Origin of the sequence: Novosphingobium flavum (assembly GCF_014230315.1) — a bacterium.
GTDB lineage: Bacteria > Pseudomonadota > Alphaproteobacteria > Sphingomonadales > Sphingomonadaceae > Novosphingobium > Novosphingobium flavum.
Map to the genome: position 1 here is coordinate 1 of NZ_JACLAW010000013.1, position 24,185 is coordinate 24,185.

At 68.4% G+C, this 24,185-nt stretch carries 22 protein-coding genes, 1 tRNA gene and 1 pseudogene; 17 read left to right on the top strand and 7 right to left on the bottom strand.

The features are described 5' to 3' along the window. The 5 genes from H7F51_RS15275 to H7F51_RS15295 form a co-directional block, all read left to right on the top strand. Window positions 1-410, top strand: a 410-nt coding sequence (locus tag H7F51_RS15275; protein WP_185665183.1) for a TonB family protein, incomplete at its 5' end; no start/stop codon positions are given. Window positions 411-603: 193 nt separating this feature from the next. Further along, window positions 604-3,027 carry a glycosyltransferase family 4 protein gene (locus H7F51_RS15280; protein ID WP_185665184.1) on the top strand — a complete coding sequence of 808 codons (2,424 nt, stop codon included), beginning with the start codon at window positions 604-606 and terminating at the stop codon, window positions 3,025-3,027. Next, window positions 2,966-4,291, top strand: coding sequence for a glycoside hydrolase family 130 protein (locus H7F51_RS15285; protein WP_425491031.1), 1,326 nt, complete (start codon window positions 2,966-2,968; stop codon window positions 4,289-4,291). Before H7F51_RS15280 ends, H7F51_RS15285 begins: the two co-directional genes overlap by 62 nt. A gap of 79 nt (window positions 4,292-4,370) precedes the next feature. Next, window positions 4,371-5,411 (top strand): mannose-1-phosphate guanylyltransferase, encoded by a 1,041-nt coding sequence (locus tag H7F51_RS15290; protein WP_185665186.1) that lies wholly within the window; start codon window positions 4,371-4,373, stop codon window positions 5,409-5,411. Between the two features lie 36 nt (window positions 5,412-5,447). After that, a complete protein-coding gene (locus H7F51_RS15295) occupies window positions 5,448-6,257 on the top strand; it encodes a cupin domain-containing protein (RefSeq protein ID WP_185665187.1) in 810 nt (269 codons plus the stop codon). Between the two features lie 6 nt (window positions 6,258-6,263). Here H7F51_RS15295 and H7F51_RS15300 read toward each other — a convergent pair whose 3' ends face one another. Further along, window positions 6,264-8,867 (bottom strand): HWE histidine kinase domain-containing protein, encoded by a 2,604-nt coding sequence (locus H7F51_RS15300; RefSeq protein ID WP_185665188.1) that lies wholly within the window; start codon window positions 8,865-8,867, stop codon window positions 6,264-6,266. After that, a complete protein-coding gene (locus H7F51_RS15305) occupies window positions 8,864-9,481 on the bottom strand; it encodes a biliverdin-producing heme oxygenase (RefSeq protein ID WP_246448597.1) in 618 nt (205 codons plus the stop codon). Before H7F51_RS15305 ends, H7F51_RS15300 begins: the two co-directional genes overlap by 4 nt. A 149-nt stretch (window positions 9,482-9,630) precedes the next feature. Here H7F51_RS15305 and acs point away from each other — a divergent pair, with 149 nt between their 5' ends. Both acs and H7F51_RS15315 read left to right on the top strand, forming a co-directional pair. After that, a complete protein-coding gene (gene acs, locus H7F51_RS15310; RefSeq protein WP_343061306.1) occupies window positions 9,631-11,559 on the top strand; it encodes an acetate--CoA ligase in 1,929 nt (642 codons plus the stop codon). 46 nt (window positions 11,560-11,605) lie between these two features. Continuing rightward, window positions 11,606-12,049 (top strand): DUF2721 domain-containing protein, encoded by a 444-nt coding sequence (locus H7F51_RS15315; protein ID WP_185665190.1) that lies wholly within the window; start codon window positions 11,606-11,608, stop codon window positions 12,047-12,049. Window positions 12,050-12,196: 147 nt separating this feature from the next. Here H7F51_RS15315 and H7F51_RS15320 read toward each other — a convergent pair whose 3' ends face one another. Next, entirely contained in the window at window positions 12,197-12,481 is a 285-nt protein-coding gene (locus H7F51_RS15320; protein WP_185665191.1) for a hypothetical protein, read from the bottom strand. A 93-nt stretch (window positions 12,482-12,574) separates the two neighbouring features. Further along, window positions 12,575-14,317: a fatty acyl-AMP ligase gene (locus H7F51_RS15325; RefSeq protein ID WP_185665192.1), complete on the bottom strand. Its 1,743-nt coding sequence runs from the start codon at window positions 14,315-14,317 to the stop codon at window positions 12,575-12,577. Window positions 14,318-14,647: 330 nt separating this feature from the next. Here H7F51_RS15325 and H7F51_RS15330 point away from each other — a divergent pair, with 330 nt between their 5' ends. The 4 genes from H7F51_RS15330 (at window position 14,648) to H7F51_RS15345 (ending at window position 16,702) form a co-directional block, all read left to right on the top strand. Next, window positions 14,648-15,049: a RecX family transcriptional regulator gene (locus H7F51_RS15330; RefSeq protein WP_343061307.1), complete on the top strand. Its 402-nt coding sequence runs from the start codon at window positions 14,648-14,650 to the stop codon at window positions 15,047-15,049. 2 nt (window positions 15,050-15,051) lie between these two features. Further along, complete coding sequence (locus tag H7F51_RS15335) at window positions 15,052-15,534, top strand: DUF192 domain-containing protein (RefSeq protein WP_246448600.1); 483 nt, start codon at window positions 15,052-15,054, stop codon at window positions 15,532-15,534. A 77-nt stretch (window positions 15,535-15,611) separates the two neighbouring features. Next, the gene (locus tag H7F51_RS15340; protein ID WP_185665194.1) at window positions 15,612-16,028 is read left to right on the top strand and encodes an NADH:ubiquinone oxidoreductase subunit NDUFA12; all 417 of its coding nucleotides are present in this window, start codon (window positions 15,612-15,614) and stop codon (window positions 16,026-16,028) included. Between the two features lie 26 nt (window positions 16,029-16,054). Continuing rightward, window positions 16,055-16,702, top strand: a complete 648-nt coding sequence (locus H7F51_RS15345) for a DUF2155 domain-containing protein (protein WP_185665195.1) — start codon at window positions 16,055-16,057, stop codon at window positions 16,700-16,702. Window positions 16,703-16,731: 29 nt separating this feature from the next. Here H7F51_RS15345 and aat read toward each other — a convergent pair. Next, window positions 16,732-17,394, bottom strand: a pseudogene (aat, locus tag H7F51_RS18750) (leucyl/phenylalanyl-tRNA--protein transferase); the annotation flags it as partial. Window positions 17,395-17,429: 35 nt separating this feature from the next. Between aat and H7F51_RS15350 the strand changes: the two are divergent. From H7F51_RS15350 to H7F51_RS15375, 6 genes are all read left to right on the top strand, one after another. Then, window positions 17,430-17,505 (top strand) — tRNA-Trp (locus H7F51_RS15350). Between the two features lie 190 nt (window positions 17,506-17,695). Next, complete coding sequence (locus H7F51_RS15355) at window positions 17,696-19,207, top strand: hypothetical protein (protein ID WP_185665196.1); 1,512 nt, start codon at window positions 17,696-17,698, stop codon at window positions 19,205-19,207. Window positions 19,208-19,404: 197 nt separating this feature from the next. Then, a complete protein-coding gene (gene secE / locus H7F51_RS15360; RefSeq protein ID WP_185665197.1) occupies window positions 19,405-19,599 on the top strand; it encodes a preprotein translocase subunit SecE in 195 nt (64 codons plus the stop codon). A gap of 43 nt (window positions 19,600-19,642) precedes the next feature. Beyond that, complete coding sequence (gene nusG, locus H7F51_RS15365) at window positions 19,643-20,179, top strand: transcription termination/antitermination protein NusG (protein ID WP_185665198.1); 537 nt, start codon at window positions 19,643-19,645, stop codon at window positions 20,177-20,179. Between the two features lie 118 nt (window positions 20,180-20,297). After that, window positions 20,298-21,362: an acyltransferase family protein gene (locus tag H7F51_RS15370; protein WP_185665199.1), complete on the top strand. Its 1,065-nt coding sequence runs from the start codon at window positions 20,298-20,300 to the stop codon at window positions 21,360-21,362. Next, complete coding sequence (locus H7F51_RS15375) at window positions 21,359-22,402, top strand: acyltransferase family protein (protein WP_185665200.1); 1,044 nt, start codon at window positions 21,359-21,361, stop codon at window positions 22,400-22,402. The genes H7F51_RS15370 and H7F51_RS15375 overlap by 4 nt, the downstream gene beginning before the upstream one ends. Here H7F51_RS15375 and H7F51_RS15380 read toward each other — a convergent pair. Both H7F51_RS15380 and H7F51_RS15385 read right to left on the bottom strand, forming a co-directional pair. After that, window positions 22,399-23,535, bottom strand: a complete 1,137-nt coding sequence (locus tag H7F51_RS15380; RefSeq protein ID WP_185665201.1) for a M14 family metallopeptidase — start codon at window positions 23,533-23,535, stop codon at window positions 22,399-22,401. The genes H7F51_RS15375 and H7F51_RS15380 overlap by 4 nt on opposite strands. Then, window positions 23,532-24,134: a DUF4136 domain-containing protein gene (locus H7F51_RS15385; RefSeq protein WP_185665202.1), complete on the bottom strand. Its 603-nt coding sequence runs from the start codon at window positions 24,132-24,134 to the stop codon at window positions 23,532-23,534. Before H7F51_RS15385 ends, H7F51_RS15380 begins: the two co-directional genes overlap by 4 nt. Between the last annotated feature and the right edge of the window lie 51 nt (window positions 24,135-24,185).

The window sequence follows — 24,185 nt, forward strand, 5'->3', positions numbered from 1 at the left end:
CGACCGGGGCGGCCGACCGGTCCGGCGCGCGCGATGCGGGGGCCGGGACCGGGGCGGGCGGCGCGGGGACCGGGCCGGGCAGCGGCGGCGCGGGGAGCGGTTCGGGCTCGGGCGGCGGCGCCAAGGCCGTGAAGATCGCAGGGGAGATCAATTCGGCGCGGGACTATCCGGCGGCCAGCCGCGACCTCAGGATCGGCGGCAACGTGATCGTGGCCCTGACCGTGGGCACCGACGGGCGGGTGTCGGCCTGCCGGGTGGTGCGCGCCAGCCGCGACAGCGAGGCCGACGCGATCACCTGCCGGCTCGCAACCGAGCGCTTCCGCTTTCGCCCGGCGAGCGACGGCGCGGGCAATCCGGTGGTTTCGGTCTATGGCTGGCAGCAGCGCTGGTTCTATCCGGGCCAGCCGTGATCACGCCATCCCGCAGGCGCGAAGGTTAACGCGGCGAATCGCGCGATCGGGCTAAATCTCTGCTTTGCGGCGGAAATGCGACCTTGCGACGAATGGTTAAGGGGCGCGGCTCGTCGCATTGCGGCGAAACCATTGCCGAAAAACGGCGTTGGAGTGGGCATGCACCATGCAGCCATATCCAGGACGCCTGCCGATGGACCCCGTTGAGTTCCGACCATTCCTGCTTCGAGATCGCGAAGCTTCCCACCAGATCGTTTCCTTCTTCCCGCAGGGCCGCGAGGGCGCGGGCCGCGCCGCCGTGACCGCGCCGCGCCGGGTGGCGCTGATCGGCACCTTCCCGCCGCGCAAGTGCGGGATCGCCACTTTCACCAGCGACGTGGCCGAGCAATTCGCCCGCTTCAATCCGGGCATTGCGCTCGACGTCTATGCGCTCGACAATCCGCAGGCCGCGCCGGCAGACTATGTCGGCGGGGGCGGGGCCGGGGTGACCGGACTGATCGAGCAGGACAGCGCCGAATCCTATGCCGTGACCGCACGGCGGATCAACGAGAGCGCGGTCGACGCGGTCTGGCTCCAGCACGAATATGGCATCTTCGGCGGGCCGGACGGCGAGATGGTCTGCGATTTCGTCGACCGGCTGGCCGCGCCGCTGGTCCTCACCTTCCACACCGTGCTGTCCGGCCCGTCGCTCCGGCAGGAGGCGATCATGCGCCACCTCGTTACCCGTGCCTCGCGCATCATGGTGATGAGCGGGCAGGGGCGTGACCTGCTCGTATCGCGCTACCGCGCGCGGGCCGAACTGATCGAGGTGATCCCGCATGGCGCCCCGGACCGTCCGTTCGGGCGGAGCGAAACCTTCAAGGAGACCATGGGGCTGCCCGGCCGCAAGGTGCTGATGACTTTCGGCCTGCTCGGCCCCGGCAAGGGGCTGGAGCGTGTTATCGAGGCCCTGCCCGAAATCGTCGCTCGCCATCCCGAGGTGGTTTACCGGATCGTTGGCGCGACCCATCCCAACCTCATTGCCAGCGAGGGCGAATCCTACCGCGAAGGGCTGATGAGGCTGGCGAAGGAACTCGGCGTCGAGAACCACGTGCTGTGGGACAACCGCTTTCTCGATACCCCCGAACTGCTCGACCAGCTCGAGGCCTGCGATATCTACCTGACGCCCTATCCGGGGCTGCAGCAGGCCACTTCGGGCACGCTGTCCTATGCCGTGGCGCTGGGCAAGGCCGTGGTCTCCACCCCCTATGTCCATGCCCGCGAGCTGCTGGCCGGGGATGTTGGCGTGCTGATCGAGCCGGGCTCTTCGGCCGCGATCGCCGATGCCGTGGGCCGCCTGCTTGACGATCCCGCGCGGCTGGGCGCGATCCAGCGCCGCGCCTATGCCCGGGGGCGCGGCACGATCTGGCCGGAATTCGCCCGTGCCGGGGCCGCGCTGATCGGCCGCGCGCTGGCTCCGGCCGCGCGCGAGGTGCCGATCACTGCCACGCCGGGCCTCTCGGGCGTCTTTGCCATGAGCGATGCGACCGGCATGCTCCAGCACGCGATCGGCGTGGTGCCCGACCGGCGGCACGGCTATTGCCTTGACGACAATGCCCGCGCGCTGATGTTGATGAACGTGGCTCAGGGCCTTTCACGCAGCGAGCGGATGGACTGGGCCATGACCTATGCCAGCTTCGTCCAGCACGCGTGGAACCCGGATCTTGGCCGGTTCCGCAACTTCATGAATTTCGACCGGACGTGGTGCGAGGACTGCGGCTCGGAAGACAGCAATGGCCGCGCGCTGTGGGCGCTGGGCCATACGGCCGAACTTTCGCCCGAGCCCGAGCTGCGGCGCTGGGCGGCGCGCTGGTTTGACGAGGTTTGCCCGATCTTCGCGGGCGTCGACTATCCGCGCAGCGTGGCCTTCGCCCTGCTCGGCGCCGCGGCCATGCTGCGCGTCGATCCCGGTCATGCGGGGGCGCGCGGCCTTGCCGAGCGGGGCGGCGTCCTGCTCCATGCGCTGCTCGAGGCCTCGCGGCGGCCGGACTGGGGCTGGTTCGAGGCCATGCTCGGCTATGACAATCCGCGCCTGAGCCAGGCCCTGATCGAGGCGGGCATGGTCTGTGGGCGGGACGAATGGATCGCGGCCGGGATCGACACGCTCGGCTGGATCGCGGATCGGCAGACCGCCAGTGCCGGGCATTTTCGCCCGATCGGATCGGAAACCTTCGGCCGCCCGGGCGAGGCCCTGACCTTTGACCAGATGCCCTTCGACCAGCAGCCGCTCGAGGCGCAGGCGGCGATCGAGGCGGCGCGCAGCGCATGGGCCGCAAGGCCTGACCGGCGCTGGTCCGATCACGCCATGGCGGCGTGGCGCTGGTTCTTCGGCGCGAACGATCGCGGCGCGGTTCTGGCCGACCTTGCGACGGGGCGTTCCAGAGATGGGGTAACTCCCCGAGGTGCCAACGAAAATTGTGGCGCCGAGTCGATTCTCGCCTTTCAACTGGCGCACCATTCCATGCTAGCCCTGTGGAATGCCGCCACCCATGCGGCAGACAGATCGGGAGATACCCTTGAGTCGGGACCGCGAAGCACCGCAGGGCAATCAGCCGCTCAGCCCCTTGCGCATCCTTGATGCGCGCCTTCACGCCGATCCGTCGCGGGTGGTGCTGCGCCCGTTCCACCTGGGCTGGCAATCCAACACGGCGCAGGGCGACCGCGCGCAGCGGCTGGTGGAGGACATCGCGGGGCTCAGCGAGCGGGCGGCGAGCGCCGAATATCGGCGCGTTCTGGCCGACTTCAAGGAACGCCACTGGCAGACCGAGCAGATGTTCGAGACCCGTTACGGCGAGGTCGAGGCCGCGCTCGGCCTTGATCCGGCGCGCTTTTCGCGCTCGCGCAAGCGGTTGATCGGGGCCTATTTCTGCCACGAATATACCTATGCCGCCGCCGCGCTGATGAACCCTTCGATCGTGCCGCACCCTGACCAGTCGGGCATGGCGGGCGGAGCCATGCGTTTCATCATGTCCTTGCGGGCCGTGGGCGAGGGGCACATCTCCTCGGTCGCCTTCCGCGAGGGCATCGCCGAGACCGACGGCAGTTTCAGCCTCTGGCCGCAGAGCGCCTTCGCCACCTCGGTCGAGCTGGACAACGTCGACATGGCCTGCGCGGACTGCGCGGTCTCGGTCCACCGCCACGAGGAATCTAGCCTGTCCAACACGGTGATCTTCCCGATCACCGAGCAGCAGCGCGGGGGGCTGGAAGACCTGCGGCTGGTGCGCTTCGAGCATGAGGACGGCGACTATGAGTGGGTCGGGACCTATACCGCCTATTCGGGCCGCTCGATCCGCTCGGAACTGCTGCGCACGCGCGACTTCAAGCATTTCGTGCTCGAGCCGATCCGGGGCATCGCCGGGCGCAACAAGGGCATGGCCCTGTTTCCGCAGAAGATCGGCGGCGAATGCCGGATGATCGGGCGGCAGGACGGCAAGAACCTGTTCATGCTGCGATCCAGCGACCTTGCCCATTGGGATGCCGACGGCGAATTGCTGATGGAGCCGAAGTTCCCGTGGGAATTCATCCAGATCGGCAATTGCGGCAGCCCGGTGCTGACCGATGCCGGCTGGCTGCTGATTACCCACGGGGTGGGGGCCATGCGCAAATATGCGCTGGGCGCGGCGCTGCTCGACCGTGACGATCCCTCGAAGGTGATCGGCCGCACGCCCGAGCCGATCCTGACCGCGATCGATGCCGACCGTGCGGGCTACGTTCCCAATGTCGTCTACACCTGCGGCGTCTTGCAGGTTGGCGAACACCTGCTGGTGCCCTACGGGATTTCCGATAGCGCGGTCGGTTTCGCCTCGACCACGGTCGCGGAATTGGTAGCACTTATGGTGTAATCGCCGGAAACGGGAAACAATGGCAGGATGCCGGGGCGCTGGGGCCCCCGCGCGGGGGGCCGATCTAGACGGGACTTCAATGACGCAGATTACTCCGGTCATCCTTTGCGGCGGCAGCGGCACGCGGCTCTGGCCGCGCAGCCGGGCGGAAAAGCCCAAGCCGTTCCTGCCGCTGGTGGGTGACAATACGCTGTTCGAGGCGACCGTGCTGCGCTGCGCCGACGCCGGCCGTTTCGCCCCGCCGCTGGTGGTGACCGGGGACAAGCATCTCGCTCATGTCGAGAGCCAGCTGGCCGCCGCGCCCGGCGCCGAGGTGATCGTCGAGCCTTCGGCGCGCAATACCGCCGCCGCGATCGCGCTGGCCGCGCTGCGTCTTTCGCCCGGCGCCATCATGCTGGTCTGCCCGAGCGACCACTACATCGCCGATTGCGGGGCCTTTGTGGCGGCGGCCGAGGCGGCTGCGGCGCTGGCGGCGGAGGACTGGCTGGTCTCCTTCGGGATTGAGGCCAAGACCCCGGAAACCGGCTTTGGCTATCTGAAGCGCGGCGCCGCGATCAGCGCGGGGCCGGGGGCGCAGGTGGCCCGGTTCGTCGAAAAGCCGGATCTGGCGCGGGCCGAGCAGTTTCTCGCCTCGGGCGAATATGCCTGGAATGGCGGCATCTTCGCCTTCCGCGCGGGGTTTTTCCTGGCCGAGCTGGAGCGGCACCGGCCCGACATCGCCGAGGCCGCGCGGCAGGCCGTGGCGCTGGGGCGCGAGGAGGGCAAGCGGTTCCATCCCGATGCCGCCGCCTTTGCCGCCATCCGCAGCGAGAGCGTGGACTACGCGGTGATGGAAAACACCGACCGCGCGGCCATGGTCCCGGCCGACATGGGCTGGTCCGACATCGGCAACTGGGAAGCGCTGCACGCCGCCCGGGCGCAGGATGCGGCGGGCAACCATGTCTCCGGTCCGGCGGAACTGGTCGATTGCCGCAACGTTCTGGTGGATAGCGACGGGCCGCGGGTCTCGGTCATCGGCCTCGAGAACGTGATGATCGTGGTCGACAATGGCGAGATCCTGGTGACGAGCGCTGCCGGCGCGCAGAAGGTCGGCAAGCTCGACGGCGCCGTGAACCAGTAAGGCGCCCTGCGCCTGCAAACGAGCGAGACTGACCCGGTGAACCCGATCCTGCCAACCCGCAGCGTGGCCAAGCCCTGGGGCAGGGACGTCCTGCCGCCGCCGTTCGAGGCACCGGCCGGCGAGCGGATCGGCGAGATCTGGTTCGAGCCGCCCGAGCTGCTCCCCGGCCTGCTGGTGAAGTACATCTTCGCCAGCGAGGCCCTGTCGGTGCAGGTCCATCCCTCCGACGCGCAGACCGAGGCCATGGGGCTGGGCCATCAGGGCAAGGAGGAATGCTGGCTGGTGATCGCCGCCGAGCCCGGCGCGGTGCTGGGGATCGGTTTTCGTGAGGAAGTGTCGGGCGAGCAGATGCGCGCCGCCGCGCTGGACGGCTCGATCGAAGAGCTGATGGCCTGGCATCCGGTGAAGGCGGGGGACTTCTTCTACATTCCGGCGAACACGGTCCACGCGATCGGCGCCGGGGTCAGCCTGATCGAGGTTCAGCAGAACAGCGACATCACTTACCGCCTTTATGACTATGGCCGCCCGCGCGAGTTGCATCTGGATGCGGGGATCGCGGTGGCCAAGGGCGAGGTCTATGCGCCGAAGTGGCACCGCCCGGTCGAGGTGCGGGGCGAGGACACGCTGGTTTCAGGCCCTTTGTTCCGGCTCGACCGGATCGACGGCCCCCCGAGCGAGGCCCTGCGGCTGGACTATGCCGGGCACCCGCTGCTGGTGATCCCGCGCGAGATCGGCGTTTCGGTGGGCGGCATCGACGTGGCCGTGGGCGAATGCGCCATCGCGCGCGACATCGACGAAGTGGCGGTGCAGGGCGGGGCGCTGGCCCTGATCACGCGGCCGCTTTAGGGACTCTCAGCCGACGCCCTGCGCGGTCTGCCCAACTTCGGCCAGCAGGGCCGAGAGGTCGTCCGACGAATAGGGTTTCTTGAGCACGGCGACGTGCGACACTTCGGAAATGCGGTTGATCGCATCGCCGTAGCCGGTGGCGAAGGCGATCGGCACACCGGTTTCGGCGAGGCGTTGAGCGAGGCCGAGGCTGGTCTCGCTGCCGAGGTTGAAGTCGAGGATGGCGAGGTCGTAGGCCTCTTTTCCGGCCGCCGCTTCGGCCGCGGCGACCGAGCCGACCGCGAGGACGTGTTCGACCCCGAGGTCGCGCAGAAACTCCTCGGTATCCATGGCGATGATCATGTTGTCCTCGACCACGAGGACCCGCCGGACGGCGGCCGGGCGTTCGGCCGGGGCGGCGGGGGCGGGCCGCATGGCGGCGCGCTGGTCATGCCGGGGCGGGCGTGAGACGCCGCCGGGCGCTTTCTGGGCGATCACGTAATGGGCCGGGATGATGAAGCGGGCAACCAGTCCGTCCAGCCGGTAGTCCAGCTCGGCCGCGCCTTTCAGCTCGTAGGGGATCGAACGCTCGATGATGGTCGAGCCGAAGCCGCGCCGCCGGGGCGGCTGGACGGCTGGGCCGCCGACCTCGCGCCAGTTCATCGACAGGTCGCCGAACTCGCCGAGTTCGAGATCGACAGCGACATGGCCCGAACGGTCGCACAGGCTGCCGTACTTGGCCGAATTGGTCATCAGTTCGTGGATGACGAGGGCGAGGACGGTATAGGCTTCGGGCAGGATCAGCACGTCTGGTCCGGTGACGCGCACCCGCTGTTCCTTGCCGGAAAGGTAGGCGTCGCTCTCTACCGCGATCAGCTGGCGCAGCGAGGCCGGGTTCCAGTTCTCGCTGGTGATCGCATCGTGAGCGAGCGCCAGCGCCCGGATGCGGCCGCCGATGATATTGGCGAAGCTTTCGATATCGGCGGCATCGTGGCGCGACTGGCCGATCAGGCCCCGGATCAGGGTGAGGATGTTGCGCACCCGGTGATTGAGCTCGGCGATCAGCAGGTCCTGCTTCTGCTGGGCGGCGGCGCGCTCGGCATTGGCTTGGTCGGCGAGGCGGAGCAGGACTTCGAGCAGCGTGATGCGCAGCATCTCGGCAAGCTGGATCTCGTCCTCCGACCACGGCTCGCACTTGCCCTCGACCACCTGCTTCCACGCGGCGAAGCTCTTGCGCGGGGTCAGCCGCTCGCCATGGGGGCCATAGGTGGTGATCTTCTCGGGCTTGCCCGCCCAGGTCACGGTCTGGGCCAGTGGGCGGCGCCAGAGCACGACATAGTCGCGCGGGCGGCGCGAGACGGGGATGACGAGGGCGCCGGCGGCGCGCTCGGCAAAGGCCTCGGCCGCCGGAATGCGGCGGGGCAGTTCGCTCTCGGCGATCACCGAATTGGCGGCGGCGGCATTGAGCAGGGGCACCAGCGCGCGGAACTGCTCCTCGCTGGGGGCGAAGCCGCGGCAGGTGTAGCGCCCGGCGATGAAGGCGCTGGCCCCGTCATGCGGCACCAGCGGGCCGATCGCCTCGGTGATCATCGGCAGGTTGTCGTTGAGGTCGCCCTGATCGGCCAGCTGGACCATGACCCGGTTGTGCATCTGCTTGCCGCGTTCGGCGAGGTCACGGCTGGCATCGCCGATCCGCTGGTCGAGCAGCAGGGCGAAGAGCTGGGCGAAGAGCTCGGCCGAAGTGCGCAGCGAGAAGGGCAGGATGACCGGCGCATAGTGGTGGCAGGCAAACAGCCCCCACAGCTTGCCGCGCACCACGATAGAGATCGACAGAGAGGCCTCGACCCCCATGTTGCGCAGGTATTCGAGGTGGATCGGGGAGACCGCGCGCAGGGTCGAGAGGCTGAGGTCGACCGGCTCGGTGCCGAAGCCGACCGGCGGTTCGAGCGGCACGGGGGCCGCGTTCACGTTGCCGATGATGCGCAGCAGGTTGGTGAGATAGAGCAGGCGGGCCTGGCGAGGGATGTCGGTCGCGGGATAGCGCAGGCCGAGGAAGGATTCCTGCCCCTGCTCGATCATCTCGGCGATCACCTCGCCGGTATCGTCGGGGTGGAACTTGTAGACCATCACCCGCGACAGGCCGAGCAGCCCGCCCAGCGCGGCGGTGGCTTCCTGGCACAGCGTCTTCACGTCCTGCACCTGTTCGAGCCGGGCCATCATCGGGCGCAGCGCATTGAGGCTGAAGGTGTGAACGTGGGCATCGTGGCGTTCGGCCTCGATGATTACGAGGCGGCCGCTGATGTGGATCGCCACGTCGAACAGGGGGCCCGAGCCGACGAGGTCGATGCCGAACAGGCGCTGGATCGAGTGGTTGTCGGGCAAGGCGCGCAGGGCGGCGCGCAGGGCTTCGAGCGCGGCGGGGGTGAAATGGTCGCGCAGCGAATCGCCCGGCTGGATCGGCGCGGCGAGGCCGAGGAATTCGGCGTGGTTGCGGCTGAAGGTAGCGACCAGCCAGTCCGAATTGACCGCGATCAGCGCGCCGAACGGCTGGATCGAGCCGGGGATGTGGATCGGCTCGCGGTCGCAGTTGGTCAGGTCGACGCCTTCGCCGGGCTGAAGGGACGGGCTCATGCGGCGGCGCGCTTTGCCGGGGGCGGTACGCCTTCGGCGCGGACCGCGGCGAGGAACAGGGCGAAGACCGCCTGGGCGGATTCGATCGCCGGATCGTCCGCTGCGGCGGGGCGGTCGAGCCGGGGGCGCAGGCCCTTCCAGTAAGCGGCCATGCCCTCGTCGGCGAGGAAGCTGGTCGGCCAGTCCGCCCCGGCCTGGGCGCCGAGGCCATGAAGCATGGCGCGGTTGCCGAGGTGCGAGCCGGCCAGAGCCCAGCAGGCGCCGAGCGGATCGGCCGTGGCAGGGATGACGCAGGCGAGGCGCACGTGCGGCGCCTCAGCGCCGAGGGCGGCAAGGTCGGCGCGCAGCAGGCCGAGCTGCGAGGGCGGGGCGAGATCGCCGAGATGGGCGGCGAGTTCCGGCTCCAGCGCCGCACGGGCGACGAACTGGATGCGCAGGAAGCGCGCATAGTCGGCAGGCGCAGCGAGATCGAGTGCGCCGACCGTGCTGTCGAGCAGGTCGTGAGCGGCGCTGGTGGCCGCGCGCAGCACCGGGCGCAGCGTGGGGGTGGGCGTGGAATCAGGTTGGGGCTCGGCCGGTCGCAGGGCCGGGGAAACATGGCTGGGCACCGGCAATCGACCTCATCCGTCCATGAAAAAAGGCCCGTGAACTTTCTCGGGCCACCGGCTCAATGCGCGCCGCCCCCGATGGTTCCTTGCCGCTCCGCCAAAGCGTGACTAACTTGCGGACAGACCGACAAACTTGCCGAGAGAGTGCCTTTCCCGTGACCGTTCATCCCGTTCCTGCCGAGTGGTCGGCCCGTGCCCATGTCGATGCCGAGGGGCGGGCGGAGAAGTACCGCCGCTCGATCGAGGAGACGGAGGCGTTCTGGCGTGAGGAGAGCGGGCGGATCGACTGGATCAGGCCGTGGACCCGGCTCAGCCGCTGCTCGTTCGACGAGGCCGATTTCGGCATCGAATGGTTCGGCGACGGCACGCTCAACGTCTCGGCCAATTGCCTTGACCGGCATCTGGCCGAGCATGGCGAGACCACGGCTATCATCTGGGAGGGCGACGATCCGGCGCGGCGGCGGCAGATCACTTATCGTGAATTGCACGAGGACGTATGCCGCATGGCGAACGTGCTCAGGCAGCTGGGCGCGCGGCGCGGTGACCGGGTGACGATCTACCTGCCGATGATCCCCGAGGCGGCCGTGGCCATGCTGGCCTGCGCGCGGATCGGGGCGATCCATTCGGTGGTGTTCGGCGGGTTCAGCCCCGAGGCGCTGGCCGGGCGGATCCAGGACTGCGACAGCCGGCTGGTGGTGACCGCCGACGCCGGGATGCGCGGGGGCAAGGCCGTGCCGCTGAAAGCCAATGTCGATGCGGCGCTGGAGCATTGCCCGGGGGTCGAGGCCGTGCTGGTGGTTCGCCATGCCGATAACGGCGCGGCGATGCGCGAGGGCCGCGATCACTGGTGGGACGAGCGGCGCGCGGCGGCCTCGGCCGATTGCCCGCCCGAGGAGATGGGGGCGGAAGATCCGCTGTTCATCCTCTACACCTCGGGTAGCACCGGCAAGCCCAAGGGGGTGCTGCACACCTCGGGCGGCTATCTCACCTGGGCGGCGATGACCCACCACTACGTGTTCGATTACCGGCCGGGCGAGGTTTACTGGTGCGCGGCTGACATCGGCTGGGTGACCGGCCATTCCTATGTCGTCTACGGCCCGCTCGCCAACCGGGCGACCGTGGTGATGTTCGAGGGCGTGCCCAATTACCCCGATTTCAGCCGGTTCTGGGAGATCGTCGACCGCTATCAGGTCAACGTGTTCTACGGCGCGCCCACGGCCCTGCGCGCGCTGATGCGCGAGGGTGACGAGTGGGTCTCGCGCACCAGCCGCAAGAGCCTGCGCCTGCTCGGCTCGGTCGGCGAGCCGATCAATCCCGAGGCCTGGGAATGGTACTGGCGGGTGGTGGGCGAGGGGCGCTGCCCGATCGTCGACACCTGGTGGCAGACCGAGACCGGCGGAATCATGATCACGCCCTTGCCCGGCGCGGTGGACCTCAAGCCGGGTTCTGCCACCTTGCCGATGTTCGGCGTGGTGCCGCGGCTGGTCGATGCCGAGGGCAAGGTGCTGGAGGGCGCGGCCGAGGGCAACCTGTGCATCGCGCAAAGCTGGCCGGGGCAGATGCGCACGGTCTGGGGCGATCACGCGCGGTTCTTCCAGACCTATTTCAGCACTTACAAGGGCCTCTACTTCACCGGGGACGGCTGCCGGCGGGACGAGGACGGCTATTACTGGATCACCGGCCGGGTCGATGACGTGATCAACGTTTCGGGCCACCGGATGGGCACGGCCGAGATCGAAAGCGCGCTGGTGGCGCATTGCAAGGTGGCCGAGGCGGCGGTCGTCGGCATGCCGCACGACATCAAGGGGCAGGGCATCTATGCCTATGTCACGACCAATGCCGGGGTGGAACCGGATGAGGCCCTGCGGCGGGAACTGGTCGCCTGGGTGCGCAGCGAGATCGGGCCGATCGCCACGCCGGACGTGATCCACTTCGCGCCGGGCCTGCCCAAGACCCGCTCGGGCAAGATCATGCGCCGCATCCTGCGCAAGATCGCGGAGAACGATACGTCGAACCTTGGCGATACGTCCACGCTGGCCGATCCCTCGGTGGTCGATCATCTGGTGACGACGCGAGCCGTTTGAACGGCGCGGGGTGGCGCGCGCCGGGCTCGGGGGCTAAGCGGACGAAATGATCGCCCATACCATCCAGCTCGCGCTCACCCCGGTCTTCGTGCTGGTGGCGATCGGCAATATCATGAACAGCCTGTCGAGCCGGCTCGGCCGGATCGTCGACCGTGCCCGCACCCTGCAGAAGCTCCATGCCGAGACCACTGGCGCCGAGCATGACATGGTCGTGCTGGAAATGCGCGCTGTCGACGAGCGCATCTCGCTCTCGACCCGCGCGATCCGCACGTTGGTGAGCAGCGGCCTGTCGATCGGGACGACGGTCGTGATCCTGTTCCTCGAGGAAATGCTCGGCTATCCGCTGGAGCAGGTGGCGGCGGTGTTCTTCCTGATCGCCGTGCTGCTGCTGATGTACGCGCTGGTGCTGTTCCTGCGCGAAACCCGCGTGGCAGCGGCCACCCTGCGCATCCCGCAGGAGTATCTCGAGATGCACCGGGGCGAGCTTTAGGATCAGCCGGGGCAACCTGCGTAAAGCCGCATCGTCATTGCGAGCGGCCGCAGGTCGCGTGACAATCCAGGGCCGTTGCAAATAGCCGCCTTGGATTGCCGTGGGGCTTCGCCCCTCGCAATGACGATTGAGTGCGGCCCTCCGGGCTCAGCCCCCGGTGAGGCGGCGCAGCAGGCGGAGGAGGCGGCCCCGGCGGGGCTTTTCCGGCAGGGTTTGCCCGGTCGCGTCGAGGAGGTACTTGGCGAGGATCAGGGCCTGGTTGCGGGTCATCAGCAGGTTGCGTGCGGCAATGTCGCGCGGGTTGCCGGCCTCGGTGCTGGTGCTCTGCACCTTGAGCTGGATGCCTCGGCTTGTGCGGGTATGCGACCAGCCGAGCAGGACGCCGAAATCCTCGGCGCGCTCCTGCTCTCGCGGACCCGGAATAGCGGCCATCGTAACCTTCCCATACCCGGTATGGTTAATAGACCCATCCGGCCTTTTCGCCAAGCGCGCGGCGCATCGGCCGCGTGTCTCGGATCGGGGCGGTCAGGCCGCGAGCGGGTAGGGCTGGATCTCGCCGGCGAGGTAGAGGTTGCGCGCCTTGGCCCGGCTCAGCTTGCCCGAGGAGGTGCGCGGCAGGGTGCGCGGCGGGACCAGTTCGACCACGCAGTTCATGCCGGTGATCGAGCGGACCTTGTCCTTGATCTGGTCGTGCAGCTTGCGGCGTTCCTCGGGATCGGAGACGCGGCAGTGGACCAGCACGGCGGGCACTTCCTCGCCGCTTTCGGACTGGACCGAGAAGGCGGCGATATCGCCCTGGTGGAAGCCCGGAAGCTGTTCCACCGCCCACTCGATGTCCTGCGGCCAGTGGTTCTTGCCGTTGATGATGATCATGTCCTTCGCCCGGCCGACGATGAACAGGTAGCCATCGGCCATGTAGCCCATGTCGCCCGTGTCGAGCCAGCCATCGACGAGGCAGGCCTCGGTCGATTCGGGATCGCGGAAGTAGGAGTGCATGACCGACGGGCCCTTGCACCAGACCTTGCCGATGTGGTGGTCCGACAGGGGGCCGCCATGCTCGCCCCGGATCACCACTTCCATGTCGCGCACGGGTTTGCCGCAGTTGACGATGGCGCGGTAGCGCGCGGGGCGCGAAATGTCGCGCGGGTGGCCGGACAGGCGCTCTTCCTCGACCAGTTCGACGCGGATGCCTTCGCCCGGCGGCATGATGGTGACGGCGAGCGTCGCCTCGGCCAGGCCATAGGAGGGGAGGAAGGCGCTGGCCTTGAACCCAGCCTCGGCAAAGGCGTTGACGAAGCCCTGCATCACGTCGGGGCGGATCATGTCGGCGCCGTTGCCGGCGAGGCGCCAGCGGGCCAGGTCGAACCGCTCGGACACATGGCTCTGGCTCGAGATGCGCCGGGCGCAGATGTCATAGCCGAAGGTGGGCGAATAGGAGATCGAATTGCCCGGATTGCGGCTGATCATGTCGAGCCAGGCCAGGGGGCGGCGGGCGAAATCCTCGGTTTTCAGATAGTCGACCGAGACCTGGTTGGCGATTGGCGAGAGGAAGCAGCCGACCAGCCCCATATCGTGATACCACGGCAGCCACGAGATGCAGCGGTCATGCTCGACCAGTTCCATGCCGTGGCCGTGCCCGGCGAGATTGTTGAGCAGGGCCTCGTGAGTCACGGCAACGCCGTGGGGGAAGCGGGTCGAGCCCGAGGAATACTGCAGGTAGCAGATCGCCTGCGAATCGCCCTCGGGCAGGTCGCAGGGTTCGGCCTTGGCGGCGAGCAGGTCCTCGAAGGCAATGCCCTTGCAGCCCTGCCGCGCGGCGGCGGCGCCGGCCATCTCGGCGATTTCGCCCGGGAAGAACAGGATCGACGGGTCAGAGCTCTGCAGCTGGACGACGAGCTGCTCGATATAATTTTCCTTGCCGCCGAACGAGGTCGGCAGCGGCAGCGGCACCGGCCAGGCGCCGGCATAGATCGTGCCGCAGAACAGCGCGGCGAATTCGGCCCCGGTTTCGGCGATCAGGGCGATGCGGTCTTCCGGGCGCACGCCGAGCGCGACCAGCCGGTGCGCCACGGCCAGCGCATCCTCGCGCAGCTCGCGGAAGGGATAGACCCGGGCAAGATTGCCGCGCGCATCGTGGAAATTCATTCCGCGCTGCCCGGTGGCGGCATAGTCCAGCGCCTCGCCAAAAGTGGCGAAGTCCGACATGCGGCGCGCGAGCGTATCTTGGTTGGGAGTCGGCACCAGCGTGGCGGCAATGGTGTCGGTCATGCGCGAGTAACCCGTCTGTTGTTGACGCCAGCAGTCTTTTCGCGGTCCGGGTAGGCGCCTGGACATGAACGCCCGATGGCCATGCATGACCCCATGGCCAGCACCCCGGTTGATCCGGGCCTCCCCAATCCCGAAGGACTGTGGCACGAATAAGGCCGAATGCGAACCGCTCCAAGACAGAAACGGACCCCCCGGCCACTCGATGCTGCGCGATTGGAGGAATTGGCCCTCGCCTACGTCGCCCGATTCGCAGCGAGCGCGGCTAAACTCGAAAGCTACCTGAAACGCAAGGTCAGGGAGCGGGGATGGGAGGGTGAAGGCGAGCCGGCGTTGCAGGAAATCCTCAGTCGATTCGTCGGCGCGGGCTATGTCGACGATGCCGCCTATGCCCGGATGAAGGCCGGTTCGCTGCGGCGGCGCGGCTATGGCGAGCGGCGCGTGGCCCAGGCGCTGGGTGCGGCCGGGATCGGCGAGGACCTGCGCGAGGACGTGCGCGCGGGCGAGGGCGAGCAGCGCCGCGCCGCCGTGGCGCTGGCCCGGCGGCGGCGCTTCGGGCCGTTTGGCAGCCCGTCCGATCCCGAACAAATCGGCCAGCTGCGCGAAAAGCAGCTTGCCGCCATGCTGAGGGCAGGGCACCGCCTCGACATCGCCCGCGCGGTCATTCACGCCGCTGACAGCGAGACCGTGGAAGGCTGGGCCGCAGAACCGGGCCCCGACGAGGACGAGGAATGACGATGAGCAACATTGGGCGGATGAAGCAGATGCTGGCCGTGGCGGCCGTGGCGCTCGCCGCCTGCTCGCCGGGCACGGTCGAGAGCAAGCAGGCCGGGGGGCAGGCCGTCAGCGCGGTTCATCCCGTTTCAGGCCTGAAAGTCGTGCCGCTCACCGCCGGGGGGCACAAGTTCCGCGTCGAGGTTGCCGCAACCGGCGCCGAGCAGGAGAAGGGCCTGATGTTCCGCAAGGAAATGGGCGCGGACGAGGGCATGATCTTCCCGATGGACCCGCCGCGCCAGGCCTATTTCTGGATGCGTAACACGGTCATGCCGCTCGACATCATCTTCATCGGCGCCGACCACAAGGTGCTCAACGTGGTGGGGGCCAAGCCCTACGACGAGACTCCGCTGCCCTCGGCCGGGAAAGCCGCCGCCGTGCTGGAGATCAACGTCGGCCGCGCCGCCCAGCTCGGGATCGGGCCGGGGACGGCGGTGAATTGGTAAGAGAGGCCGCGCCCGGGCGACCGGGCGCAATTGTTCCCCTTGCCGCGCCCCCCTCATTTCCGCTAGGCGCAAGCGCCATGGGAATCCTCTCGACGATCTTCACCTGGTGGAACGGCGCCACCTTCGGAACCATGCTCGACAGCGCGCGTAACGGCGAGCAGGTCGGCACCGATGCGCAGGGCAACAAGTACTACCGCGCGAAGAAGCCCTATCCCAAGGGCCATCCCCGCGCCGGGCAGGAACGCCGCTGGGTGATCTACAACGGCCCGAACGACGCCAGCCGCGTGCCTGCCGAATGGCACGGCTGGCTGCACGGCACGTTTGATGGCGTGCCCGAATCCTTCCTGCCGCCGCCGCGGATCTGGGAGGTCGACTATACCCCCAACGCGACCGGTACCCCTGCGGCCTATCGTCCGCAGGGTGCGCTGGAAAAGGGCGGCGTGCGCGCCAAGGCAACGGGCGACTACGAGGCCTGGTCGCCGGATGCGTCCTGACTGCTCCGTTTCGGGCGCCTGAAGCGATGAAGCGGGCGCTTTCCCTTCTCGGCTATTCGATTGTGGGCCTGACGAGCGTGGCGCTCGGCGGCTGCGGCCAGTCTGGCGACGCGGCGCCCGAGGCGACCGAGGTGCCCAAGGATTTCGCCAGCTCCGGGCCCTCCGCCAAGGCGGTGGAAAGCCAGTTCGGCACTCCGGTCAAGGACCGGGTGGCGACGATCGGCCTGCTCAACAAGCGCAACAACCTGACCCAGGACCTCGTGATGAAGACCGGCGAATCGCGCCGGGTCGGCAACGTCATCATCAAGCTGGCCAATTGCGAGCGCACCCTGCCGTGGGAAAACCCGCCGGAAGTGGGAGCCTTCGTGCAGGTCTTCGTGGAGGAGCGCGCCTCGGTCCAGGAGAAGCTGGCCTGGCACAAGGTCTTCTCGGGCTGGCTGTTCAAGGATTCGCCGTCGCTCAACACGGTCGAGCACCCGGTCTATGACGTCTGGGTCAAGGACTGCGCGATGAAGTTCCCGGGCGAAGAGGAAGACCCGGCCGCATATGCATCGTCCAGCAGTGCGGCAAAGGCTTCGGGCAAGGCGAGCACGGCCCCGGCTGTGGCGCCTGCGCCTTCGGCCAGCCCTTCCGCCGCGCCTTCGCCCGCACCGGCTGCCGTCCCGGCCGAATAGGTCCTGCGCGGACCGTCGCGCTGGGCCTGCTTGAGCAGGGCGAGATAGCGCTGCTGCGGCATTTCGACCGCGCCGAGCGAGGCAAGGTGATCGGTCATGAACTGGCAGTCGAGCAGCTCGGCCCCGCCGCGCCGCAGCGCCGCGACCAGCCATGCGAGTGCGACCTTGGAGGCATCGGGCACGGTGCTGAACATCGATTCGCCGCAGAACACCCGGTCGAACCCCACCCCGTAAAGCCCGCCGACGAGGCGCCGCTCGCCATCCGCCCCGGTTTGCCAGCATTCGATCGAATGGGCCTGTCCGGTCTGGTGGAGGGCGCGGTAGGAGGCTGCGATGCGTCCGCTGATCCAGGTCTCCTCGCTCTCGCGCCGGGGGGCGGCGCAGCCGGCCATGACGCCGCCGAAATCGGCGTTGCAGGTCACCTCGAATCGCCCGCGGCGCAGGGTCCGGGCGAGGGAGTGGGAGAGGCGGAAACCATCGAGCGGGAGAATCGCGCGCAGCCGCGGCTCGACCCAGAAAACTTCCGGGTCTTCGCGCCCGTCCGCCATCGGGAAGATCCCGCTGCGGTAGGCCAGCATCAACAGCTGTGGGTCGATGATCTTGCCGAGGGGGTGCACGGCGGCGATTCTAGCCATGAAACAAGGCTTGGGCCAATAGGGATAAGCGCATTCATGCCGATCGGCGCTTGCCATCGCCCGCGGGTGGCGATAGAGGCCCCGGCACCCGCAGGAGTGTAGCTCAGTTGGTAGAGCATCGGTCTCCAAAACCGAGGGCCGTGGGTTCGAGTCCCTCCACTCCTGCCAGGGTAACTTCCCCCACATCGCCGTGATCATGGCCGCCGCCGGCCGGATCGCGCCGTGCATGGGTGAGCGGTCGGCCACGCGAATCGGCGGTTGTCCGCAGGTCCGTTCATCACTTCATGGCAAAGCTCTTGCCAATTGCCGCAGTGCGGCTAGGACGTGCCCCATTCCTGCCGCAATTGCAGATGGCTTCGTGCACGCGAACACCCCGCTCTATACCAGCAAGATCCACGCGACGCGGCTTCAGCTCGTCCTGATCCTGTTGCTGTGCGTGGCCGCCGGGCTGCCCGGGATCATGGCGCGCTATCCGCAGATGACCGACTATCCGGCCCATCTGGCGCGCTGGCACATCATGATCGACGGCGGGCGCACCCCGGAACTGGCCAAATACTATGCCTTCAAATGGGCCTGGTCGGGCAATCTCGGGGTGGACATCCTGATCCGCCCCTTCGCCTCGGTGTTCGGCCTGGAAACGGCCGGGCGGCTGTTCGTGATCCTGATCCCGATGCTGCTGGCGGGCGGCATGTTCTGCGTGGAATGGACCCTCAGGCGGCGGATCGGCGTGGGTCCGCTGCTGGCGCTGGCCACGGTCTGGTCGCCGGCGCTGCTCATGGGCTTCCTCAATTTCGAGTTGGCCCTTGCCGCCACCCTCTTCGCCTTCGCCCTGTGGGTGAAGATGGAAGGGAGCCGCTACCGCGAGCCGATCTTCGTGCCGCTCGGCGCGCTGATCTGGCTGTGCCACCAGTCCGGCTGGGGCGTGCTGGGGGTGATGGTCTTCGGCTACGAATGGTCGCGCCGCTCTTCTTGGAAGGACGTGTGGAAGGCCGCGCTCGCCACCTGGCCGCTGTGGCTGCCGATGATCCCGACCCTGCTCGCCGGGCAGCAGGCCAAAGGCTCGTTCTCCTATGGCCCGCACCCGCTCTGGGTGAAGTGGATGTTCTGGAAGGAGTCGCTGCGCGACCGCGTCCGCTACATCGACTATGCGACGACCGTGCTGCTGATCGTCGCTCCGCTGGTGGCCTGCTGGTACAAGCGGATCGACGGCCGTCTTGCCTGGGCCGGGCTGATCCATCTGCTGCTTTCGCTGGTCGTGCCGCGCCACCTTGGCGGGGGCGACCTTGCCGACCTGCGGCTGATCGCGGTGGGCCTGATGCTGCTGGCGCTGTCGATCGACTGGCGGCCGCGGCAGTGGGCGCTGATGTGGGTGGCATTGGGCCCGGCGGCCCTGCGCCTGTTCATCACCACGGCGGTCTGGACGGTCCATTCGGCCAATGTCGGCAAGATGATGGAAGCGCTCGATTATGTCCCGCGCGGAGCCAAGATCGCCGTGGCCGTGCGCGAGGAAGTCTCGCTTTGGGCCCAGCCGCTCTACGGGCACCTCGGCACATATGCCACGGTGCGGCGCGACGCGCTGGTCAACAACCACTTCGCCATTCCCGGCGTGCACATGCTGACCCTGACCCCGCAGGCGTGGAAATGGGTCGATCCCAGCCAGCGGATCTATGCCGGGGCCGGGCGCCGGGTGGACCTGACCAAGTTCAAGCCCGCCCGCGATGCCGATTACCTGTGGTATTTCGGCAAGTATCCTCCGGCCAAGCTGCCCGAGGGGGCGCAGATCATGTTCCGCACCAAGCATTCGCTGCTGGCCCGCCTGGTCCATCCGCCGGTGGCCGAGCCTGCGATCGACGGGCCCCCCGCGACCTGAACCGGGGCGGGGATCGGGGCCGGGGCCCAAGTCGCGCCCACCGTCTTGCCAAGGGCGCACAAGATCGCTACTTGGGCGCTACTTCCGACATCGGAGACCTGACGCCCCTCCCGGCCGACCCCCACAGGGCGCCGGGGCGGCGCTGTCCCCGTGGCGGAAGACGTTGTTCGCAATTGTTTAGGAAGAGCCCGCAGATCATGGCCAAGATCAACCCCGGCGAATTCATGCGCCAGGTCCAGGCCGAAGCCCGCAAGGTGGTCTGGCCGACCCGGCAGGAAACCGTCACCACCGCGATCTTCGTCGCGATCATGATGACCCTGCTCGCGGTATTCTTCCTCGGTGTCGACACCGTCTTCGGCGAAATCGTCAAGTGGCTGCTGTCGCTGGCCTGAGCCTTCGGGTGGCGCGCGGCACATAGAAACGGAAATTCAGACCATGGCTCGCTGGTACATCATCCACGCCTATTCGGGCTTCGAGAACAAGGTGCGGGATTCGATCCTGTCCGAGGCGGAGCGCAAGGGCCTGTCGCAGCTGGTCGAGGCGGTCGAAGTGCCGACCGAGACCGTGACCGAGGTCAAGCGCGGCAAGAAGGTTTCGGTCGAACGCAAGTTCATGCCGGGCTACGTTCTCGCCAAGCTGGCGATGAACGACGACGTCTATCACCTCGTCAAGAACACCGCCAAGGTGACCGGCTTCCTCGGCCCCAACGGCAAGCCCCAGGCGATTTCGGAGCGCGAGGCTGCCCGCTATTTCGGCGCGCGCGAACAGGCCGCCTCCGAGCCGCGCCGCGAGGTTTCGGTCGATTACGAGATCGGCGATCAGGTCAAGGTCAACGCCGGGCCCTTCGCCAGCTTCAACGGCACGGTCGAGGAACTCGATTTCGACAAGCATCGCGTCAAGGTTTCGGTCTCGATCTTCGGCCGCGCCACGCCGGTCGAGCTGGGCTTCGAGGAAGTCGAGCTGGTCAAGTAAGGCCGGTCCTCCACGCAGAGCAAAAAGGGCGGGATTTCCCGCCCTTTTTCGTTTGGGCAGGGCCCGGCGGCGGCGCACGTTAACCGGATGCCAAGCATGTTTGCCTAGGGCTGGCCTCATGTCCGGGGAGCCCGTCACGCCTGCTGGCCCTGCTTCGCGCCTCGCGCGGCTTGATGGCCTGCGCGGTGTCGCCGCCGCCGTCGTGGTCGTCTACCATGCCCAGTTGATGTTCGTCCCGGAGGCCTTCGCGGGTCTTTCCGGCCCGCTCGGCTGGGTTCACGGCTGGGGCTGGACCGCGGTCGACCTGTTCTTCGTCATTTCCGGGGCGATCTTCGCCCATGCCTATGGCGCGCCGGGCCAGCTGGCGAGCGGGCGGGCGCTGGCCGGCTTCGGCATCGCACGCTTCGCCCGGCTCTATCCGCTGCACCTCGTCATGCTGCTCGCCTGCGCCTTCCTCTTCGCCGGAAAGCCGGGCAGCGACGCATCGGCCTTCATCGCGCACCTGTTCATGCTGCAGGCCTTCGCGGCGCCCTTCGCCGATACGTTCGACGGGCCGAGCTGGTCGCTGACCATCGAGTGCCTGTGCTACGCGCTGTTCGCCTGCGCCGCCCACTTCGGGCCGCGCGTCCAGAGGGTGGTGATGTTCGGCGCGGTGCTTGGCGGTGCCGGCTGGCTGGCGCTCTACGGACTGCCCGGCGGGCCGTGGGACAGCGGGCTGGTGGCGCGCGGGCTGCTCGGCTTTTTCATGGGGCAGGCGGTGTGGCAGCGGCGCGAGCGGCTGGAGCGCCTGCCGTGGCCGGTGCTGGCTACCGTGCTGGGCCTGGGCCTAGGCCTTGCCCTTGCCGGAGGGCCGTGGAGCCCGCAGCTCGCGCTTGGCCTCCTTGCCTGGCCCGCCGCCTTGTTGCTGGCTCTGCGCTTGCCGCTGCTTGAAAGCCGCGCGGCGCTGTGGCTCGGCTCGCGGTCCTACGCGATCTACCTGATCCACATGCCGGTGATCGAATTCGCCGCCAAGCGCTTCGGGCCGTTCGCGGGCGGCTGGGCCTCCATCCTTGCCGTTCACCTCGTGCTGGCGCTCGTCGTCGGCTGTCTTGCCGATGCGGCCCTGCGCCGGATCGAATTGCCCGCCCGCGCGGCGATCCGCGCGGCCTGGGCCCAGCGCCAGCACCGGCCGGCCCCGGCATGAGCGCCGAGCCCCCGCGCCTTGCCCGGCTTGACGGGATGCGCGGCCTCGCCGCCTTCGGCGTGGCCTTTTTCTATCACGCGCGCAGCCTCTTTCCCGAGGGCGCGCTCGACAGCGGCAACCGCCTGCTCGACTGGCCTCACGTTTATGGCTGGCTGTTCGTCGACCTGTTCTTCGTCCTCTCGGGCTATGTCTTCGCCCATGCCTATCTCGGCCGGGATGCCCTGCGCAGCGAGGCGGACCTTACCGACTTCGCCGTGGCCCGCTTCGCCCGGCTCTATCCGCTGCACTTCGTCATGCTGCTGGTCGCCGTGCTGGCCTATGCCGGCAAGGCGGCCAACACGCCGCTCGCCTTCCTTGCGCACCTGTTCATGCTGCAGGCCATGGTCCAGCCCGTGGCGGGCACTTTCATCGGCCCGGCCTGGTCGCTGAGCGTCGAGGTCGTCTGCTACCTGCTTTTCGCCATGGCGGCGGTACGGGGGCCGCGTACGCTCGTCGGGGTGACAGGCGCCGCCGTGGCGCTCGGCGCGGCGCTCCTGCTGCGCGACGCTTCGACCGAGGCCTGGTCGGCGGACAATTTCCCGCGCGGCTTCCTCGGCTTCTTCCTCGGACAGGCGCTCTGGCACCTGCGCGCCCGGCTTGCCCGCGTGCCGGGCTGGGCGCTGCTGGCGGTCATGGCCTTCGGCGCCTGGTTGCCGCCGGAAGGGCCGTGGGGCGCGATCCTGCCCTTTGCCCTGCTGGTCTTTCCCGCCGCGCTGCTGTTCGGCCTGCGGCAAGGCTTGCTGGAGTGTCGGCCGCTGATCTGGCTGGGTGACAGGTCCTATGCGATCTACCTGATCCACCTTGTGCCGCGCGATCTGTTCCTTGCCTGGCACGGGCCGCTTGCTGGGGCGGGGCTGGGCGGGATCGTGCTGGGGCACGTGGTCTTCGCGGCGGTGAGCCTGCTGCTCGCCGATCTTGCCTTCCGCTGGATCGAGATGCCCGCGCGGCGCCTGATTCGCGCGGCATGGAGCCAGCGCGCGCGCCGTCCGGTTACGGCCTAGCCCCGCGTCTCCAGCCATTCGCCCAGCGCGGCGAGGCAATCGCGGGCGAGGGCCTTGCTCCGCTCCGGGCTCCACCCCTGCCGCTCGCAGGGCAGGTCGTTGTGGTCCTTGAAGGGCATTTCCAAGGTCATCGACACGCAGCCGAACCGCTCGGCGAGCTGGTTGGTGCTCATCGCCATGTTGGCCTTGCCGGGGCGTGCGGTGGGATAGCCGAGCCGGGTCTGGAAATCGGGCGTGCGCCGCTCGAGGATCTCGCGGTAGCGGGCATAGCCTTGCCCCTGTGCGTCGGTCCACGAAGGGATGCCGTCGAACCCGGCGATGAACACGGCCGGGATAGCCTCGTCGCCGTGGACGTCGATGGCGAAGTCCACCCCGGTCCCGTCCATCGCGGAAAGGATCGCCAGCACTTCGGGCGAACGTTCAGCGCTGGGCGCATGCCATTCGCGGTTGAGGTTGACCCCCGCCGCATTGGTGCGCAGGTGGCCGCGCGCCGAACCATCGGGATTGGCATTGGGCACGATGTGGAACCGGCACTTCTCGCGCAGGGTGCGGCCCCACGGGTCGGCCGGGTCGGTCAGCAGGTCGAGCGCGCCTTCCATCCACCACTCGGCCATGGTCTCGCCCGGATGCTGGCGGGCATAGAGCCAGACCTGGACCTCGCCTTCGCCCAGTTCGAGGCAGTCGATCGGCCGCCCGTCAAGGCTGGTGCCGAGGCAGCGATGTGTGACACCCTCGGCCTGCGCGGCGGCGGCCACGAGATCGTGATGGCGCTCCATCGAATAGGGCGCGAAATAGGCCAGCCACAGCGCATCGCCCTGCGGCGTGTGGCGGATGGTGAGGGTGCCGTCCTCCGCATCGCGGTCGAAGCTGGTGGCGGCGCGCACCCAGTCCTCGCGGTCCTCGGAAACCACCGCGCGGTATCCCGGCCAGCCGTCGGGATAGGCGGAGCCCGCCAGCCCGGTGATCTTCAGCACCAGTTCCCGCCCTGCCGCGCCCGAGACGCGGAAGTGGAACCACTGGTAGAATTCGCTTTGGTTGTCCTTGCGGATGGCGAGCCGGGCCTCGGCGCCGTCGATCGACAGGACCTCGATATTGCCCGCGTCGAACTGCGAATGGATCAGGATGTCGGTCATGGATTGGCGGGCTTCACAAGCACGGTTTCGCCCGACTTGCCGGGGAAATTGCTGAACAGGGCGCGGGCCATTTCGGCAGCGCCCAGCGATGACGAGGCCAGCGGCGAGGCGGTGCGCACGGTGAAGCTGGCGCGTCCTTCCCACAGCACCTTGCGGGTCGCCCGCTCGCGGATCATCACGCCAAGCAGGGTCTCGGTCATTTCCGGCGGCGGGCCGGACAGGTCGATGCCCACCCCAACGCCCACGCCCGAACCATAGGAACCCGCCGATCCGCCCATGCCCACGCTGACCGGCGAGCGGTTGCGATCGGGCTTGTAGCTGCGCCGCTCCAGCCGGACCTCGGCCACCTGCGCACCGTCCGGCGCGGCCACCTCGCGGTATCCGGCGCGCTGCAGTTCGCGCCCCACCGCACCCTCGAACGTGCGCAGTTCGAGCGACGCCGGGTCCATCCCCGGCGCTGCCTCGACCGCCACGGTCCCCGCCAGCGCCGCCGTGTCGGCCACGTGAAAGCGGGTCACCTCGACCGGGCCGGTGGGCGCAACGCAGGCGCCGAGCATCAGCAGCGGGGCGGCGGGCAGCAGTCGGACGAAACGCAACATCTTGAACTTCCTCGCCGAGCGAACGGCACGGCCGCCGCATCGGTTCCGAAG

Bases quoted from the DNA above. Each gene is read 5' to 3' on its own strand.
- H7F51_RS15280 (WP_185665184.1), top strand. From the start codon at position 604: ATGGACCCCGTTGAGTTCCGACCATTCCTGCTTCGAGATCGCGAAGCT.
- H7F51_RS15290 (WP_185665186.1), top strand. From the start codon at position 4,371: ATGACGCAGATTACTCCGGTCATCCTTTGCGGCGGCAGCGGCACGCGG.
- H7F51_RS15300 (WP_185665188.1), bottom strand. From the start codon at position 8,867: ATGAGCCCGTCCCTTCAGCCCGGCGAAGGCGTCGACCTGACCAACTGC.
- H7F51_RS15315 (WP_185665190.1), top strand. From the start codon at position 11,606: ATGATCGCCCATACCATCCAGCTCGCGCTCACCCCGGTCTTCGTGCTG.
- H7F51_RS15320 (WP_185665191.1), bottom strand. From the start codon at position 12,481: ATGGCCGCTATTCCGGGTCCGCGAGAGCAGGAGCGCGCCGAGGATTTC.
- H7F51_RS15325 (WP_185665192.1), bottom strand. From the start codon at position 14,317: ATGACCGACACCATTGCCGCCACGCTGGTGCCGACTCCCAACCAAGAT.
- H7F51_RS15335 (WP_246448600.1), top strand. From the start codon at position 15,052: ATGAGCAACATTGGGCGGATGAAGCAGATGCTGGCCGTGGCGGCCGTG.
- H7F51_RS15340 (WP_185665194.1), top strand. From the start codon at position 15,612: ATGGGAATCCTCTCGACGATCTTCACCTGGTGGAACGGCGCCACCTTC.
- H7F51_RS15345 (WP_185665195.1), top strand. From the start codon at position 16,055: ATGAAGCGGGCGCTTTCCCTTCTCGGCTATTCGATTGTGGGCCTGACG.
- secE (WP_185665197.1), top strand. From the start codon at position 19,405: ATGGCCAAGATCAACCCCGGCGAATTCATGCGCCAGGTCCAGGCCGAA.
- nusG (WP_185665198.1), top strand. From the start codon at position 19,643: ATGGCTCGCTGGTACATCATCCACGCCTATTCGGGCTTCGAGAACAAG.
- H7F51_RS15370 (WP_185665199.1), top strand. From the start codon at position 20,298: ATGTCCGGGGAGCCCGTCACGCCTGCTGGCCCTGCTTCGCGCCTCGCG.
- H7F51_RS15375 (WP_185665200.1), top strand. From the start codon at position 21,359: ATGAGCGCCGAGCCCCCGCGCCTTGCCCGGCTTGACGGGATGCGCGGC.
- H7F51_RS15380 (WP_185665201.1), bottom strand. From the start codon at position 23,535: ATGACCGACATCCTGATCCATTCGCAGTTCGACGCGGGCAATATCGAG.
- H7F51_RS15385 (WP_185665202.1), bottom strand. From the start codon at position 24,134: ATGTTGCGTTTCGTCCGACTGCTGCCCGCCGCCCCGCTGCTGATGCTC.